Annotated in this window: 14 protein-coding genes; 13 read left to right on the forward strand and 1 reads right to left on the reverse strand. The window is 75.2% G+C overall.

Translation table 11 applies throughout. The features are described 5' to 3' along the window. The 4 genes from ACYVKY_RS12595 to ACYVKY_RS12610 form a co-directional block, all read left to right on the forward strand. Positions 1 to 602 (forward strand): type II secretion system F family protein (locus tag ACYVKY_RS12595; protein WP_460435337.1); only part of this gene is annotated, 602 nt, incomplete at its 5' end. Between the two features lie 214 nt (positions 603 to 816). Next, the gene (locus ACYVKY_RS12600) at positions 817 to 1,011 is read left to right on the forward strand and encodes a DUF4244 domain-containing protein (RefSeq protein WP_460435338.1); all 195 of its coding nucleotides are present in this window, start codon (positions 817 to 819) and stop codon (positions 1,009 to 1,011) included. Next, entirely contained in the window at positions 992 to 1,363 is a 372-nt protein-coding gene (locus ACYVKY_RS12605; protein ID WP_460435339.1) for a TadE family type IV pilus minor pilin, read from the forward strand. Before ACYVKY_RS12600 ends, ACYVKY_RS12605 begins: the two co-directional genes overlap by 20 nt. Beyond that, the gene (locus ACYVKY_RS12610; protein ID WP_460435340.1) at positions 1,360 to 1,743 is read left to right on the forward strand and encodes an Rv3654c family TadE-like protein; all 384 of its coding nucleotides are present in this window, start codon (positions 1,360 to 1,362) and stop codon (positions 1,741 to 1,743) included. Before ACYVKY_RS12605 ends, ACYVKY_RS12610 begins: the two co-directional genes overlap by 4 nt. Positions 1,744 to 1,763: 20 nt before the next feature. Here the strand turns inward: ACYVKY_RS12610 and ACYVKY_RS12615 are convergent, their stop codons facing one another. Beyond that, entirely contained in the window at positions 1,764 to 2,267 is a 504-nt protein-coding gene (locus ACYVKY_RS12615) for a LapA family protein (protein WP_460435341.1), read from the reverse strand. A 279-nt stretch (positions 2,268 to 2,546) separates the two neighbouring features. On the opposite strand from ACYVKY_RS12615, the gene ACYVKY_RS12620 reads away from it, so the two are divergent. From ACYVKY_RS12620 to tmk, 9 genes are all read left to right on the forward strand, one after another. Beyond that, a complete protein-coding gene (locus ACYVKY_RS12620) occupies positions 2,547 to 2,900 on the forward strand; it encodes an STAS domain-containing protein (RefSeq protein WP_460435342.1) in 354 nt (117 codons plus the stop codon). Between the two features lie 32 nt (positions 2,901 to 2,932). Then, the gene (locus ACYVKY_RS12625; protein WP_460435343.1) at positions 2,933 to 3,310 is read left to right on the forward strand and encodes an ATP-binding protein; all 378 of its coding nucleotides are present in this window, start codon (positions 2,933 to 2,935) and stop codon (positions 3,308 to 3,310) included. 202 nt (positions 3,311 to 3,512) lie between these two features. Beyond that, the gene (locus tag ACYVKY_RS12630) at positions 3,513 to 5,864 is read left to right on the forward strand and encodes a proton/sodium-translocating pyrophosphatase (protein ID WP_460435344.1); all 2,352 of its coding nucleotides are present in this window, start codon (positions 3,513 to 3,515) and stop codon (positions 5,862 to 5,864) included. Positions 5,865 to 6,016: 152 nt separating this feature from the next. Beyond that, on the forward strand, positions 6,017 to 8,041 hold the full coding sequence (locus ACYVKY_RS12635) for a hypothetical protein (protein ID WP_460435345.1): 2,025 nt from the start codon (positions 6,017 to 6,019) through the stop codon (positions 8,039 to 8,041). A 10-nt stretch (positions 8,042 to 8,051) separates the two neighbouring features. After that, positions 8,052 to 8,792: a sulfite exporter TauE/SafE family protein gene (locus ACYVKY_RS12640; protein ID WP_460435346.1), complete on the forward strand. Its 741-nt coding sequence runs from the start codon at positions 8,052 to 8,054 to the stop codon at positions 8,790 to 8,792. A gap of 101 nt (positions 8,793 to 8,893) precedes the next feature. Then, positions 8,894 to 9,331: a hypothetical protein gene (locus tag ACYVKY_RS12645; protein ID WP_460435347.1), complete on the forward strand. Its 438-nt coding sequence runs from the start codon at positions 8,894 to 8,896 to the stop codon at positions 9,329 to 9,331. A gap of 4 nt (positions 9,332 to 9,335) precedes the next feature. Further along, positions 9,336 to 10,916 carry a DUF7059 domain-containing protein gene (locus ACYVKY_RS12650; RefSeq protein WP_460435348.1) on the forward strand — a complete coding sequence of 527 codons (1,581 nt, stop codon included), beginning with the start codon at positions 9,336 to 9,338 and terminating at the stop codon, positions 10,914 to 10,916. Between the two features lie 108 nt (positions 10,917 to 11,024). Continuing rightward, complete coding sequence (gene topA, locus ACYVKY_RS12655; RefSeq protein ID WP_460435349.1) at positions 11,025 to 13,817, forward strand: type I DNA topoisomerase; 2,793 nt, start codon at positions 11,025 to 11,027, stop codon at positions 13,815 to 13,817. 55 nt (positions 13,818 to 13,872) lie between these two features. Next, positions 13,873 to 16,155: dTMP kinase (gene tmk, locus ACYVKY_RS12660; protein ID WP_460435350.1), on the forward strand; the 2,283-nt coding region annotated here is incomplete at its 3' end.

Genomic DNA, 16,155 nt, shown 5'->3' on the forward strand with positions numbered 1-16,155 from the left:
GCCGGGTGGTGGTGGTCGCGCCGGCTGGTGCGGGCGGCGTCGGCCGGTGGCGCGCGGTGAGCGCGCTGGGCGCGGGCGCCCTGCTGGGCTTGGCCGTGCTGGTCGGCTCGGACGACCCCGCCGCTCGCCTGCGCCGCCTCGCGCGCGACCGGGTCCCCACGCCGGACGAGCACCAGGTGGAGCCCGACGAGGCGCTCCTGCTCGACCTGGTCGCCGCCGCGATGCGGTCGGGCGCCCCGGCCGCCACCGCCCTGCAGGTGGCCGGCACGGCAGCGGGCGGGGTGCTGGGCGCCGCCGCGCACGACGCGGGTGCGCTGCTGCTGCTCGGCGCCGCCGCCGACGAGGCCTGGGGCTCCCACCCCGCCCTGGTGCGGCTGCGGCGCTGCCTCACCCTCTCGACCCGGTCGGGGGTGCCGGCCGTCCCGGTGCTGCTGGCGGCGGCCGACACCTGCCGCCGCGACTCCCACCGGGCCCTCGAGGCGGCTGCCGGGCGCCTCGGTGTGCGGCTCGCGCTCCCGCTCGGGCTGTGCGCGGTGCCCGCGTTCGTCGCGTGGGGCGTGGTGCCGGTCGTGCTGTCCCTCGCCGCGGACGTCGTCCGGTGACGGCGGCACGTCCGGCGGCACATCCGGCGGCACGTCCGGCGGCACGTCCGGCGGCACGTCCGGCGGCACGTCGGCCGTCCACAGGGCGCCGTCCCGGGCGCCGGTGTCCACAGATCGTCGCGGGGTGCTGGTGGCTGGCCCACCCCGTGGACACGCTGGTCGCAGGGCCGCGGCGAGCGCCGGGGCGAGGTCGAGAGATGGTGAGGGACAACGGATGTCGAAGTCGTGGGTGCGCAGGGCGCGAGCGCGGACGAGGCTGGTGGGCGACGCCGGCATGGCCACCGCCGAGTACGCGATCGCCACGCTGGCCGCGTGCGGGTTCGCGGGCCTGCTGCTGGCGCTGCTGCGTGGCGACGAGGTGCGGGGGCTGCTGCTGGGGATCGTCCGGCGTGCGCTCGCCGTGGGGTGAGCGCGGCGCGGTGACGGCCGAGCTCGCCATCGGCCTGCTCGGGCTCACCGCGGTGCTGGCCGGGCTGCTGTCGCTGGTCGTCGTGGTGCTGGCGCAGGTGCAGGTGCACGACGCCGCCGCGGCCGCGGCCCGGCTGGCGGCGCGGGGCGAGCCGCCGGCGCGGGTGCGCGAGGTGGCCTCGTCGGTCGTCGGCCACCCGGCCGCGGTGGAGGTCGCGGCGGGCGGCGGCACGACCTCGGTGGTCGTCCGCCGTCAGGTCGAGCTGCTGCTGCCCGGACGCCCGCAGGTCGAGGTGGTCGGCCGGGCCGAGGCCGTCACCGAGATGCTCGCCGACGTCGGGCCCGCGCCGTGAGGGCGCGCGCCCCGAGGACGCAGGGCGACGAGGGTGCCGGCTCGGTGCTGGTGGTGGCGCTCGTCGCGGTGCTCGGCGTGGGGGCGCTCGGTGTCACCACCGTCGGGCAGGCCGTCCTCGCCCGTCACCGCGCCGGCACGGCGGCCGACCTCGCGGCGCTCGCGGCCGCCTCGGCGGCGTGGCCGTCGACGGCGTCAGGGCGGTGCGCCGACGAGGTGCGGGCGGCCGCCCGGCAGGTCGCGGCGGCCAACAGGGGTGCCCTGGTCGGCTGCCGCGCGGACGGCGCGAGCGTCGAGGTGGTCGTCACCGTCCCGGTGGAGGGGCCGGCGGCCTCCGTCGGTCCGGCCCGCGCGACCGCGCGCGCGGGCCCGGCGCCGTGAGGAGCGGGCGCGAGGAGCGATCAGATGTGCTTCGGCGGCTCGGTCTGCACGGGGTTGCCGCGGGCGTCGACCGGCGGCGCGCCGGCCTGCTGCGAGGGCGGCGGCGTTGGGGACGTGGGCATCGGGGCGGTGTGCTGCGACGTGTGATGGGGGGCGGTGTGCTGCGGCGGCGCGGCGTGCGCACCGCGCTCCGCGGCGCCGGCCGGCACGGTGTCGTGCGCCGGAGCCGTGGTGCCGGTGCGGCCGTCGGGGGCCGTGCCCTGCTCCTGCTCGATCTTGCGCAGGCGCTTCAGCTCGCGGCGCTTGGCCATGCCGCGACGGCTGCCCGAGCGCAGCATGCCGAGGGCGAGGACGGCGATCAGCAGCGTCGCCGCGCCAAGCAGGAACAGCACGAGCGGCGAGGGGGCGAACGAGAGGTTGAGCTGCTCCCAGGTGAGCTCGACGGTGCCGGTCGTCCCCGTCACGAGGACGAACACGACGACCGCGGCGACGACCACCAGCAGCAGCAGGGCCAGGACGACCATGACTCCTCCTCGACCTTCTCCGGCGGCTCGGTGCCGTCCGGTTCCGTGCGGCGGGTCGCGGCGTCCGGAGGGGCCGCGCGACCGGCTCCACGAGGCTAGTGGCGCGGGGCCCGTCCGGCCCGTCGAGACGGGACGGTGACGACGCCGTCGGCTGCGGCGGACCCGCGTCCGGGTTGCCGCGTGAGGTGTCCGGGCCCCACCCGGGGATGGTTGAATGCCCGGAGACGTCGGGGCGCCTCGGACCCGACGCGCGTCCGTTGCACACGTGGGAGAAGCCAAGTGGACCTGTCTGTGACCAGCCGCGAGCAGGGTGGCCGCACCGTCGTCGAGGTCGGCGGCGAGATCGACGTGTACACCGCGCCGGTCCTGCGCGAGCGGTTGAACGACCTGGTCGGCGAGGGCCACCACCACCTCGTCGTCGACATGGAGAACGTCGACTTCCTCGACTCCACCGGCCTCGGCGTGCTCGTCGGCGGCCTGAAGCGGGTCCGTGCGCACGACGGGTCGCTGCACCTGGTGTGCACCCAGGAGAAGATCCTCAAGGTCTTCCGCATCACCGGGCTGACCAAGGTCTTCCCGATCCACTCGACCGTCGACGAGGCCGTCTCGGCCACCGGCGGCACCGCCGGCTGAGCCGGCCACCCGCTCCCACCGGCCCCGCCACCGTGGAGCAGCCAGACGACGGCGTCGAGCTCGACCTCCCCGCCACGCCCGAGCACGTGCGCACGGCGCGGCTGGTCAGCGTCGCCGTCGCCCGCCGCCTCGGCCTCGACGACCCGCTCGTCGAGGAGGTCCGCCTCGCCGTGGGCGAGGCGTGCGCCCGCCACCTGCTGCGCTCGCCCGAGGTGTCCCGCCTGCGGCTGGTGCTGCGCGACGCCCGACCCGGCGGCGGTCCCGGCCTGCACGTCAGCGTGCTGGCACCCGGGGCCGCGCCCGCTCCGGCCGACACCGACGACCTCTCGCTCGCCGTGCTGCGCGGCCTCGTGCCCGACCTCGTCGTCGAGGGCGGGCGCGTCGAGCTGCACTGGCCCGCGCCCGCCTGAGCACGCGCGACCGCGCCACGCGGTGTGACCTGGGCCGCACCTGTGGCCGACGTCACGTCCGACCTGCGTAGACTCCGCCGCGACCCGGCCCGCGCGGACCGGGACGTCGTGGTCGAGCTCACCGCCGGACGTCCCCGCCGCCGGGCCGACCACCGTCGGGCCGAGGGGGCCCGGCGATCCCACGTCGAGGAGGACGTCGAGCATGTCGCTCGCACCACTGCTGGGTTCGGCACCCACCCCCACCGTCGAGCTCGCCGGTTCCAACCAGACCCTGGTCGTCGTCGTGGCCGTCATCGCGGTCGTCTCGCTGGTCATGGCCGTGGTCTTCCGCAGCCAGGTGCTCGCCTACGGCGAGGGCACCGCCAACATGCAGACGATCGCCAAGGCGGTCCAGGAGGGCGCGAGCGCCTACCTGAACCGGCAGTTCCGCACCCTGGCGCTGTTCGTCGTCCTGGTCTTCGGCCTGCTGTTCCTGCTGCCCGGTGACGGCGACGTCCGCCTCGGCCGCAGCCTGTTCTTCGTCCTCGGCGCCGTGTTCTCGGCGGCGATCGGCTACCTCGGCATGTCGCTGGCCGTGCGCGCCAACGTCCGCGTCGCCGCCGCGGCCCGCGAGGCCGACGGCAAGGCGGTCGGCACCCGCATCGCGTTCCGCACCGGCGGCGTCGTCGGCATGGCGACCGTCGGCCTCGGCCTGCTCGGCGCGGCCGCGGTCGTCCTGATCTACAAGGGCGACGCCCCGGCCGTGCTCGAGGGCTTCGGCTTCGGCGCCGCGCTGCTCGCCATGTTCATGCGCGTCGGCGGCGGCATCTTCACCAAGGCCGCCGACGTCGGCGCCGACCTGGTCGGCAAGGTCGAGGCCGGCATCCCCGAGGACGACCCGCGCAACGCCGCCACCATCGCCGACAACGTGGGCGACAACGTCGGCGACTGCGCCGGCATGGCGGCCGACCTGTTCGAGTCGTACGCGGTGACCCTGGTCGCGGCGCTCATCCTCGGCAAGGCGGCCTTCGGCGACGCGGGCCTGGTCTTCCCCCTGATCGTCCCCGCCATCGGCGCCCTGACCGCCGTCCTCGGTGTCTTCATCACCAAGCCCCGCGGGAGCGAGAGCGGCCTGACCGCGATCAACCGCGGCTTCTACATCTCCGCCGCCGTCGCCGCGGTCGCGTCTGCGGTCGCCGCGTTCGTCTACCTGCCGAACTCGTACGGCCAGCTGGTCAACGCCACCGCCGAGGTCGGCGACCTGCAGGGCAACCCGCAGATCGTGGCGACGGCCGCCGTCGCGCTGGGCATCGTCCTGGCCGGCATCATCCTGTGGCTCACCGGCTACTTCACCGGCACCGACAAGCCCCCCACGATGAACGTGGCGAAGACCTCGCTCACCGGTCCGGCCACCGTCGTGCTGTCCGGCATCGGCGTCGGCTTCGAGTCGGCCGTCTACACCGCGGTCATCATCGCGGGCGCCGTCTACGCGGCGTTCCTGCTCGGCGGCGGCTCGGTCGTGCTGTCGCTGTTCCTCATCGCGTTGGCCGGCTGCGGCCTGCTCACCACCGTCGGCGTCATCGTCGCGATGGACACCTTCGGCCCGGTCTCCGACAACGCCCAGGGCATCGCCGAGATGAGCGGCGACGTCGACGGCGAGGGCGCGCAGATCCTCACCGACCTCGACGCCGTGGGCAACACCACCAAGGCGATCACCAAGGGCATCGCGATCGCGACCGCCGTGCTCGCCGCGACCGCGCTGTTCGGCTCCTACCAGGACGCCATCACCACAGCGATCGCGCAGGCGGGCACCCCGGACCTGCCGGCCTCGTTCCTCTACGAGGTCTCCAGCCCGGGCGTCCTGGTGGGCCTGATCCTCGGTGCCTCGGTCGTGTTCCTGTTCTCCGGCCTCGCGATCGACGCCGTCACCCGCGCCGCCGGCGCGATCGTCTTCGAGGTGCGTCGCCAGTTCCGCGAGCACCCCGGGATCATGGACGGCACCGAGAAGCCCGAGTACGGCCGCGTGGTCGACATCTGCACCCGCGACTCGCTGCGCGAGCTGGCGACCCCCGGCCTGCTGGCCGCGTTCGCCCCGATCGCCGTCGGCTTCGGCCTCGGCGTCGGCCCGCTGGCCGGCTACCTCGCCGGCGCGATCGGCACCGGCGTGCTGATGGCCGTCTTCCTGGCCAACTCCGGCGGCTCGTGGGACAACGCGAAGAAGATCGTCGAGGACGGCACCCACGGCGGCAAGGGCTCGAGCGCCCACGAGGCCGTCGTCATCGGCGACACCGTCGGCGACCCGTTCAAGGACACCGCCGGCCCGGCCATCAACCCGCTGATCAAGGTGATGAACCTGGTCGCGGTGCTGATCGCCCCGGCCGTGGTGACCCTGTCGATCGGCGACTCGGCCAACCCGGTGCTGCGCGCGGTCATCGCGGGCATCGCGGTCGTCATCATCGTCGCCGCGGTCACCGTGTCGAAGCGGCGCGGCGGCGCGATCAGCGACGACGTCCCGGCCGCCGGCCCGGCCGCCGCCGACCCGAGCGGCCCGAAGGAGTCGGCCCCCCTCGGCTGACCCCACCCCGCACGACCCCAGCACGACCCGGGAGGACCCGCCCGTCCGCACCAGCGCGACGGGCGGGTCCTCCCGTCCCACGTCCGGACGAGGTCAACCCGACGTCGTGCCGTGCCGATGCCTCCTCACCGTCCGACCGACCCGGGAGCCGCGTGACCCAGCTCGTCCTGTCCGCTCTCGTGCACGGCCTCCTCGCCGCGCTGGTCTGGGGCGTGCGCGAGCGCAGACGTGATCGCCGGGCGCGTGCCATGACCGCCTTCGGCGCGGACGGCGGCACGGCGGTGTTCAGGCTGCTCGCCGAAGGCAGCCACCCCTATCCGCGCGCGTGGACGGCGGGTGCACTCGTCGTGCACGGGAGCTCCGTCGCACTGCACCCCGACACCGGACCCGCTCGGATCGTGCCCCTGACCAGGGGTCCGCTCCGGCTGCGCCGCGTGCGGCACGCGCGCCCGCGTGAGGCGCTGCCCGCCCGTGAGGAGGGCCGGTGGTGCGTCGTCGTCGTCGAGGACGGCGCCGGGCGCCTCCTGCGCCTGGCGGTCGGGCACGACGAGGCGCCGCCCCTCGCCGGCCTGCTCGACGCCGTCGGTGTCGTCGGGGAGGCTGCGCACCCCCGGACGCCGCGTGCGGCCCTCGGGGCCGACGTCCCGCTGTGGACCGTGGTGGTCGGCGTGGTCGGGCTGCTCGTCACCGGGCTGGCGGCCCTCGCCTGGGTCGTCGGTGAGCGCGTGGACGCGGTCGACAGGGTCGTCGCGACCGACGAGCTGCCCGATCTGGCGATCCTGGGCGCCGTGGTGGCGTCGGGCGCGGCCCTCGGCGCGCTGACCCACCTGCTCCCTCGACGGGCGCGATGGAGGGTCTGGGACCGTGTCCCGGCCTGGTCGGTGGTCGTCGGTGCGCCCGGTGCCGTCGTGATGCTGCTCGTCCTCGTCGCCGCCCTGGTCTCGACGCCGGTGACGACCAGGGTGGCCACCGGGCCTGATGCGTCCGGTCGTTGCGGGATCACGTGGGTCGCGCCGAGGGACGGCACGCCGCAGGAGGCGCAGGTGCGCTGCGACGTCGCCGTGGGCACCGAGGTGCACGCCATCACGCCGCCTGCTCCGTGGCACGGCCGGGTGCTGGCGGTGGCCCGCCTGCTCGAGGCGTTCGCCATCGGGGCCGTGCTGTTCCTCGTCGCCGCCGTGGGCCCGGTGCGACGACGTCGCTCGGCCCGACGCCGTCCGGTCCCCCGTGGACCCGAGTGGGAGGCGCTGCCCGAGCCGGCTCTCGACCTGCACCTGGCGCGTCCCCGGGGCGCCGAGCTCGAGGTCGCCGTCCGTCGTCGTGCCGACGTCGAGCGGTGGGCCCCGGGGGCGCCACGGGTCGGGGCCCTCACCCGGGCGCGGGCGCTGCGCGGCCCGTGGTGGGCGGTGCCCGGTCTCGACCGGCTCGCACTCGCGGTCGCGCGGCCCGGGTGGTTCGTCGCCCCCGTCCTCCTCGTCCTGGCCCTCGTCGTCGGCGGGACGTCCTGGGGTGCCTGGTGGGGCACGCGCGGGCCCACCGGCACTGCGGTGGTGGAGGACGCGGACGAGGTCCGCGCGGGCCTCCCGCTCGCACCCGGTACCCGGGCGGTGCAGTTCACGACCGGTACCGGGCAGGACGTGTCGACGGTGGTGGCGTGGACGGGAGGGGAGCCCCAGGCCCCGGTGACGGTGCAGCACGCCCTCGCCGACCCCACCCGGGCTCGAGTCGTGGGTGAGGGCGACGGCGTCCCGGTCGGCATGGCGGTCTCTGCGGCACTCGCGCTCGGCCACCCGATCTGGCTCGCGGTCCGGCTGGTCCCCACCCGCCGCCGCGCCCGGGCCCTGCGCGAGGCGCTCGCCGACGAGGGCACCGAGGTCGCCTACCTGCTCACACGCGACGACGACGACGACTTCACGCTCCTGCTGCTGGAGGGTGACCGGGTGCGGTGGACCCTCCCGCTCGCCGACCAGGGCGCCGGTCGGCTGCCCGTCGACGGGTGCGCGGTGCTGTACGGCCGGCTCGAGCCGGGGGCGTGCGTCGTCCCGGTCGCGGCGGGTCGCGTGTGGTGGCCGCTCAGCCCGCTCACCGAGGCCGACGAGGACTGGGTCCGGTACCTCGTCACCGGCGAGGTGCCCGACGAGGAGCCCGACCTCGAGGACGACCCCGACCGTCCCTAGGCTCGGGGCGATGCCCGACCACCTCGCCCTGCTGCTGGTCGCCGGCCTCCTCGCCGGGCTGATCGGGTCGGGCGCCGGGCTGGCGTCGCTGGTGTCGTACCCGGCGCTGCTGCTCACCGGGCTGCCGCCGCTCGCGGCCAACGTCTCGAACACGGTCGCGCTCACGATCAGCTCGCTGACTTCCGTCCCGGCGTCGTGGCCCGAGCTGCGCGGCCAGGTGCGCCGGCTCGTCCCGTACGTGCTGGTGGCGCTCGTCGGCGGCGTCGTCGGCATGGTCCTGCTGCTGGCGTTCCCGGCCGAGGCGTTCGAGGCGGTCGTGCCGTGGCTCATCGCGCTCGCGTCGGTCGCGCTGCTCGCCCGGCCCTGGCTGCAGAAGCTCCGCTCGGACGACCTCGGCGAGCACCACCCGCTCGTCGTCTCGGCCGTCGGGCTGGTCTGCGTCTACGGCGGCTACTTCGGCGCCGCGGCCGGCGTCCTGGTGATGGCCGTGATCGGCGCCGTCGTCCCCGACCGGTGGGCGTACGTCAACGCGTCGAAGAACGTGCTGCTCGCGGTGTCGAACCTCACCGCCTCGATCGGGTTCCTGCTGCTCGGCCCGGTGGTGTGGTCGGCGACCCTGCCGCTGGCAGCGGGCGCGCTCGTCGGCGCGGCGCTGGGTCCCGCGGTCGTCCGTCGCCTCCCGGAGACCCCGGTGCGCCTCGTCATCGGCGTCGCCGGGCTCGCGCTCGCCGTCCGGCTCGCGCTCGGCTGAGAACGACGGCGTCGGCCAGGTCGTGACGGCGCGCCACCGGGCGTACCTCGTTGCGGCGAACCCCCGTCGCGGGCACCTGCCGGAGGCGTAGCGTTGCCCGCGTGGACCGAGCCGCTCGCGCAGCCCTCTTCCGGGCCCTGGCGCTGGCCGGTGCGGCCGGGGCGCTCGCCGTCGCCGGCGCGCTGCTCGGACGCGCCCCCGACCCGCGCCTGGTCCGCGAGGGCCACGACGTGCGGTCGCCGTCCGGGCGGTACGCCGCGCGGGTCGACGTCAGCACGGCGGACGACGGCACCCGGCTGTGGTGTCCCGTGGTGGTCGACGAGCGGGGCGTCGAGGTGTTCCGCTCCGAGGGCCACTTCGCCTCCGGCAAGGGACTGACGGTCACCTGGGAGCCGGGCCTCGACACGCTCTGGATCGTGGCGGCCGAGGTCGGCACGTTCTTCGTCCAGGAGGGGCCGACGGCCTGGTCGGCGACCGCGCTGACCCGCGCGACGGCCGACCTGCTCCCGGCCGAGGTCCGTGCCATGCGGGGGGACTGAGCCGGTGGCCGGCACCACGGCCCTGCACGACCGCGGCGTCGACCGGGTGACCGCGGCCGACCTGCGCGAGGACCTGCTCGACGCCGGGTACACGGTCGACGTCGTCGAGGCGCTGCTCGGCCCGGTCGCGGCGGCGGCGCTGCACCGCGAGCAGCCGGTGCCGGCGCGGCGGCTGCTCGACCACCTCGCCGACGAGCGCGACGCGAGCCCGCACGTGGCGCTGGTGCGGCTGTTCCTGCTGGCGATGCCGGTCTCGCGCGGCGAGGTCGACGCCGCGCTGCCGCGGTGCCGCACCGAGGGGCTGGAGCGGCTGGGGCTCGCCACCGCGGGCGGCTCGCGCCGCGGCGACGTCGTGCTGCCGCTGCGCGACCTGCGCCCGTACGGCACCTGCGAGCACGACTGGTGGGTGGTGAGCGACCTCGGCGAGGTGGCCACCGGCGAGCCGGTCGACGAGGACCACGTGCTCGGCGTCGGCGGCGCCTCGACCACCCTCGCCGGCGCGACCCTGCGCCGCCGCGTCGGGCGGGCGTTCGACCTCGGCACCGGGTCGGGCGTCCAGGCGCTGCACCTGGCCACCCACGCCGACCGCGTCGTCGCGAGCGACCTGTCGTCCCGCGCGCTGGATGCCGCGGCGCTCACCCTCGCGCTGTCCGGCGTCGACCCCGCCCGGGTCGACCTGCGCGAGGGCGACCTGCTCGAGGCCGTCGCGGGGGAGCGGTTCGACCTCGTCGTCTCGAACCCGCCGTTCGTCATCACCCCTCGCCGCGACGACGTGCCGACGATGACCTACCGCGACGGCGGCCGCTCCGGCGACGACCTGGTGCGCCACGTCGTCACCCACGTCGCCGACCACCTCGCCCCGGGCGGCGTCGCGCAGCTGCTGGGCAACTGGGAGGTGCGCCGCGGCGAGCGCTGGGACGAGGTCGTCGGCGCCTGGGTCGACGCCGCGAGCGAGCGCGCCGGCGAGCGCCTCGACGCCTGGGTGGTGCAGCGCGACGTGCTCGACCCGGCGCAGTACGCCGAGACCTGGATCCGCGACGGCGGCGTCGCCTCCGGTCCGCGCTACGAGGCGATGTACCGCGCCTGGCTCGACGACCTCGAGGGCCGCGGCGTCGACCACGTCGGGTTCGGGCTGCTCACGCTGCGCCGCCCCGGCCCCGGCACCCGTCCGCTCCGCCGCCTCGAGCACGTCGCGACGGGCGACCCGGCCGGGCTCGGCGCCCACCTCGACGGCTGCCTGGCCGCCCACGACGCGCTCCCGGACGTCCTGCTCGACGTGCGGCTGCAGGTGGCGCCCGACGTCACCGAGGTGCGGCACCACCGTCCCGGCTCGGCCGACCCGGCCGTTGTCGAGCTGCGGCAGGGCGGTGGCCTCGCCCGCACCGTGCAGGTGGGCTCCGCGGTCGCCGCCGTGGTGGGGGCGTGCGACGGCGAGCTGGCCGTCGGGCCGCTCACCGCGGCCGTCGCCGCGCTCACCGACCGGACGGCTGACGAGCTGCGCGCCGAGGTGCTGCCCGTGCTGCGCGCGCTGGTCGTCGACGGGCTGCTCGCACCCGCCGCAGCGCTGCCGTCGGCACCGGTCTGACACCCTGCCCCTGACGGGTCGGATGGACGTCCGCCCCGGGTCAGGCGTTACCGTCCTGTCGGCACGGCCCCGCGCCGTGCCCTCGCAGCAGTCTCCGGAAGGCACCCAGTGGCACATAAGACCTCGAACGACGGCCTGCGCCGCCTGGTGATCGTGGAGTCGCCTGCCAAGGCGCGCACGATCGCCGGGTACCTCGGCGACGGGTTCGACGTCGAGGCGTCCGTCGGCCACATCCGCGACCTGCCCCAGCCGTCCGAGCTGCCGGCCGAGATGAAGAAGGGGCCGTTCGGCAAGTTCGCGGTCGACATCGAGAACGACTTCCAGCCGTACTACGTCGTCGACGCCGACAAGAAGAAGAAGGTCTCCGAGCTCAAGCGCCTGCTCAAGGACGCGGACGAGCTCTACCTCGCGACGGACGAGGACCGCGAGGGCGAGGCGATCGCCTGGCACCTGCGCGAGACCCTCCAGCCCAAGGTGCCCGTGCGCCGGATGGTCTTCCACGAGATCACCCGCGAGGCGATCCAGCGTGCCCTGCAGGCCACCCGCGACATCGACGAGGCCCTCGTCGACGCGCAGGAGACCCGCCGCGTCCTCGACCGGCTGTACGGCTACGAGGTCTCGCCGGTGCTCTGGCGCAAGATCAAGGCGGGTCTGTCGGCCGGACGCGTGCAGTCCGTCGCCACCCGCATGGTGGTCGAGCGCGAGCGCGAGCGGATGGCGTTCCGCTCGGCCTCCTACTGGGACGTCGACGGCACGTTCGCCCCGAAGGCCGAGGAGGACGGGCAGCAGTTCACCGCCCGCCTGGTGCAGGTCGACGGCCGCAAGGTGGCCTCGGGCCGCGACTTCGACGACCGCGGGACGCTGACGAACGCGAACGCGGTGCTGCTCGACGAGCAGGCCGCGACCTCGCTCGCGGCCGGGCTGCGCGAGGCCGACGTCGTCGTCCGCTCGGTCGAGACCAAGCCGTACACGCGCCGGCCGTCCGCGCCGTTCACCACCTCGACGCTGCAGCAGGAGGCCTCGCGCAAGCTCGGCTTCTCGGCCAAGCGCGCGATGCGGGTGGCGCAGACGCTGTACGAGAACGGCTACATCACCTACATGCGCACCGACTCCACGGCGCTGAGCCTGGAGGCGGTGAACGCGGCCCGCACGCAGGCGTCCGCGATGTACGGGCCCGAGACCGTGCCCGACAAGCCGCGCACGTACGCGAACAAGGCCAAGGGCGCCCAGGAGGCGCACGAGGCGATCCGCCCCGCCGGCGACTCGTTCCGCACGCCCGGCCAGGTCTCGGGCTCGCTCGGACGCGAGGAGTTCCGTCTCTACGAGCTGATCTGGAAGCGCACCGTCGCCAGCCAGATGGCCGACGCCCGCGGCTCGACCGCCACCGTCCGCCTCGGCGGCGTCAGCAGCGACGGCCGCGACGCCGAGTTCTCCGCGTCCGGCACCGTCATCACGTTCAAGGGCTTCCTGCACGCCTACGAGGAGGGTCGCGACGAGGAGCGCAACGCCGAGCGCGACGCCGAGCGGCGCCTGCCCGAGCTCGCGCAGGGCCAGGCGCTCGACGTCCGCGACCTCGAGGCGAACGGCCACGAGACCTCGCCGCCGCCGCGCTACACCGAGGCCAGCCTGGTGAAGGCGTTGGAGGAGAGGGGGATCGGACGTCCGTCGACGTACGCGTCCACCATCTCCGTCATCGTCGACCGCGGCTACGTCGCGCACCGCGGCAACGCGCTTGTGCCGTCGTGGCTGGCGTTCTCGGTGACCCGGCTGCTCGAGGAGCACTTCGGCCGGCTCGTCGACTACGACTTCACCGCCGGTATGGAGGAGGACCTCGACAAGATCGCCGAGGGCCAGGAGGACCGCGCGGCCTGGCTGCGCCGGTTCTACTTCGGCGAGGGCGGTGACGACGCGGCGGCCACGGCCGCGCTGCCCACCGGCGGCGACGACCCGGTGATGCGGCACGGCCTCAAGCACCTGGTCGAGAACCTCGGCGACATCGACGCCCGCGAGATCAACTCGATCCCGCTCGGCGAGGGCATCACGCTGCGGGTCGGCAAGTACGGCCCGTACCTCGAGGGTCCGCCCGAGGACGGCGCCGAGGACCCGACGCGCGCGAACGTCCCCGACGACGTGGCGCCGGACGAGCTGACGCTGGCCAAGGCGCACGAGCTGTTCGAGACGCACAAGGCGGGCGACGACGTCGAGGTCGGCGTGCACCCCGACACCGGTCTGCGGATCGTGCTGAAGTCCGGGCGGTTCGGCCCGTACGTCGTCGAGGAGCTGCCCGAGGACGCGCCGAAGTCGGCGAAGCCGCGCACCGCCTCGCTGTTCGCGTCGATGTCGCCGCAGACCCTGACGCTCGCCGACGCGGTGCGCCTGCTGTCGCTGCCGCGCACCGTCGGCGCCGACCCGGCCGACGGCGTCGAGATCACCGTCCAGAACGGTCGGTACGGCCCGTACCTGAAGAAGGACAAGGACTCCCGCTCGCTGGAGTCCGAGGACAAGCTCTTCACGCTCACCCTCGACGAGGCGCTCGCGATCCTCGCCCAGCCCAAGCGCGGACGCGGTCAGGCCGCGTCGGCGCCGCTGCGCGAGCTCGGTGCCGACCCGACGACGAACGCGCCGATCGTGGTGAAGGACGGCCGGTTCGGCCCGTACGTCACCGACGGCGAGTACAACGCGACGCTGCGCAAGGGCGACGTGGTCGAGTCGATCACGCTGGAGCGCGCGGCCGAGCTGCTCGCCGACAAGCGTGCCGCGGGCCCACCGAAGAAGCGTGGTGCGAAGAAGACGGCGGCCAAGAAGACCGCGGCGAAGAAGACCGCGGCGAAGAAGACCGCGGCGAAGAAGACGACCGCGAAGAAGACCGTGGCGAGGAAGACGGCCGCCGAGAAGGCCTGACCGGACGACGAGGAGGCTCCCCGTCACCGTGGGTGCCGCCGGTTAGGCTGACGGGATGAGCACCGTGGTCGGGCACCCGGCGGCCGAGGTCAACGACCACGGCATCCGCGCGGTGCTGCGCATCACCTCGTTCCGGCACCTGTGGCTGTCGCTCGGGCTGTCGAGCTTCGGCGACTGGCTGGGCCTGCTGGCCACCACCGCGCTGGCGGCCGCGCTGGGTGGCCAGTCCTCGTACGCGGCCGCCAACCTGGCCGTGTCCGGCGTGCTCATCCTGCGGCTCGCGCCGGCCATCGTGTTCGGGCCCTTCGCCGGCGCCCTCGCCGACCGGTTCGACCGCAAGGTCAACATGGTCGTGGGCGACGTGCTGCGGTTCGCCCTGTTCGCGTCGATCCCGCTGGTGGGCACGCTGTGGTGGCTGTTCGTCGCCACCATCCTGATCGAGATCATCGGCCTGTTCTGGATGCCGGCCAAGGACGCCACCGTCCCCAACCTGGTGCCGCGCGAGCGGCTCGAGGCGGCCAACCAGCTGAGCCTGGCCACCACCTACGGGTCCGCGCCGTTCGCGGCGCTGCTGTTCGCGGGCCTGACCGCCGCGTCCGGCGCGCTGTCCCGGATCTTCCCGTTCGAGACCGACGCGATCGACATCGCGCTCTACCTCAACGCCCTCACCTACCTCGTCGCCGCGCTGGTCATCTGGCGGCTCGACATGCCCCGCAAGCCGGCGCCGTCGGCCGACGGCAAGAGCCCCGACGCCTCGCTGTTCCGCGTCATCACCGACGGCTGGAAGTTCATCGGCAAGACCCCGCTCATCCGCGGGCTCGTCGTCGGCATGCTCGGCGCGTTCGGCGCGGGCGGCTTCGTCATCGGCGTAGCACCGACGTTCTCGGCCGACCTCGGCGCCGGCGCGTCCGGCTACGGCGTGCTGTTCGCGAGCGTGTTCACCGGCCTGGCGGTCGGCATGTGGGTCGGCCCGCGGCTGCTGGCCGAGTTCACCCGCTGGCGCCTGTTCGCCCTGGCGATCATCGTCGCCGGCGTCTGGCTGGCGCTCATCGCGCTGATCCCCAACATCGTGCTCGCGGCGCTGTTCGCCGCCCTGCTCGGCGCCGGCGCCGGCGTCGCCTGGGTCACCGGGTACACGCTGCTCGGGCTCGAGGTCGCCGACGAGCTGCGCGGCCGCACCTTCGCGTTCGTGAACTCGGCCGCCCGCGTCGTGCTCGTGGCCGTGATGGCCTTCGCGCCGCTGCTGGCCGCGCTCGTCGGCGAGAAGTCGCTGCGGCTGGGCGAGGACGTCGAGCTCACCTACAACGGCGCCGCGATCACGCTGATGGTCGCCTCGCTGCTCGCGGTCGGCATCGGCCTGCTGTCGTACCGCACGATGGACGACCACATGCAGGTCCCGCTCGTCGACGACCTGGTGGCGGCCTGGCAGCGGCGGCACGTCGCGGCCCCGCAGGTGAAGCGGCCGGACCACGACGGCTACTTCGTCGCGTTCGAGGGCGGCGACGGTGCCGGCAAGACCACGCAGATCGAGCAGCTGGCCCGCTGGCTGCGCGGGCTCGGCCACGAGGTGCTCACCACCCGCGAGCCCGGGGCCACCGACCTCGGCGCCCAGCTGCGGCAGGCGCTGCTGCACGGCGAGGCGGTCGACCCGCGCGCCGAGGCGCTGCTGTTCGCGGCCGACCGCGCCCACCACGTCGCCTCGGTGGTGCTGCCCGGGCTGAACCGCGGCGCCGTCGTCGTCACCGACCGCTACATCGACTCCTCGGTGGCCTACCAGGGCGCCGGACGCGGGTTCGACCCCGACGGCATCGCGCAGATCTCGCGCTGGGCCACCGGCTCCCTGCTGCCCGACCTCACCGTGCTGCTCGACCTGCCGCCCGAGGCGGCCGTGGCCCGCCGCACCGCCGACGGGTCCGAGCCCGATCGGCTCGAGGGCGAGGACGTCGCGTTCCACGAGCGGGTGCGCCGCGCGTACCTGTCGATCGCCCACCGCTCGCCCCGCCGCTACCTGGTGGTCGACGCCACCCAGCCGCCGGACGAGATCGCCCGCCTGGTGCGCGAGCGGCTCGAGCCCGAGCTGCCGCTGACGCCCGAGCAGCAGGCGAGGAAGGCCGAGGAGGCCGCCGAGGCCGAGCGGCAGGCGCGCGAGCAGGCCGAGCGCGAGGAGGCGGCCCGGGCCGAGGCCGAGCGGCTCGAGGCCGAGCGCAAGGAGCAGGCGCGGCTCGAGGCCGAGCGCCGCAAGGCCGAGCAGCGGGCCGAGAAGGAGCGGGTGGCGCGCGAGCGCGAGGAGGCCCGCCAGCAGGCCGCCCGGGAGCGGGAGGAGCAGCGCCGCCGCGAC

This window comes from Angustibacter speluncae (assembly GCF_054777815.1).

Excerpts from the sequence above, each read along its gene's own strand:
- ACYVKY_RS12640 (WP_460435346.1), top strand. The coding sequence starts at position 8,052 with ATGCCCGACCACCTCGCCCTGCTGCTGGTCGCCGGCCTCCTCGCCGGG.
- ACYVKY_RS12630 (WP_460435344.1), top strand. The coding sequence starts at position 3,513 with ATGTCGCTCGCACCACTGCTGGGTTCGGCACCCACCCCCACCGTCGAG.
- ACYVKY_RS12615 (WP_460435341.1), bottom strand. The coding sequence starts at position 2,267 with ATGGTCGTCCTGGCCCTGCTGCTGCTGGTGGTCGTCGCCGCGGTCGTC.
- ACYVKY_RS12600 (WP_460435338.1), top strand. The coding sequence starts at position 817 with ATGTCGAAGTCGTGGGTGCGCAGGGCGCGAGCGCGGACGAGGCTGGTG.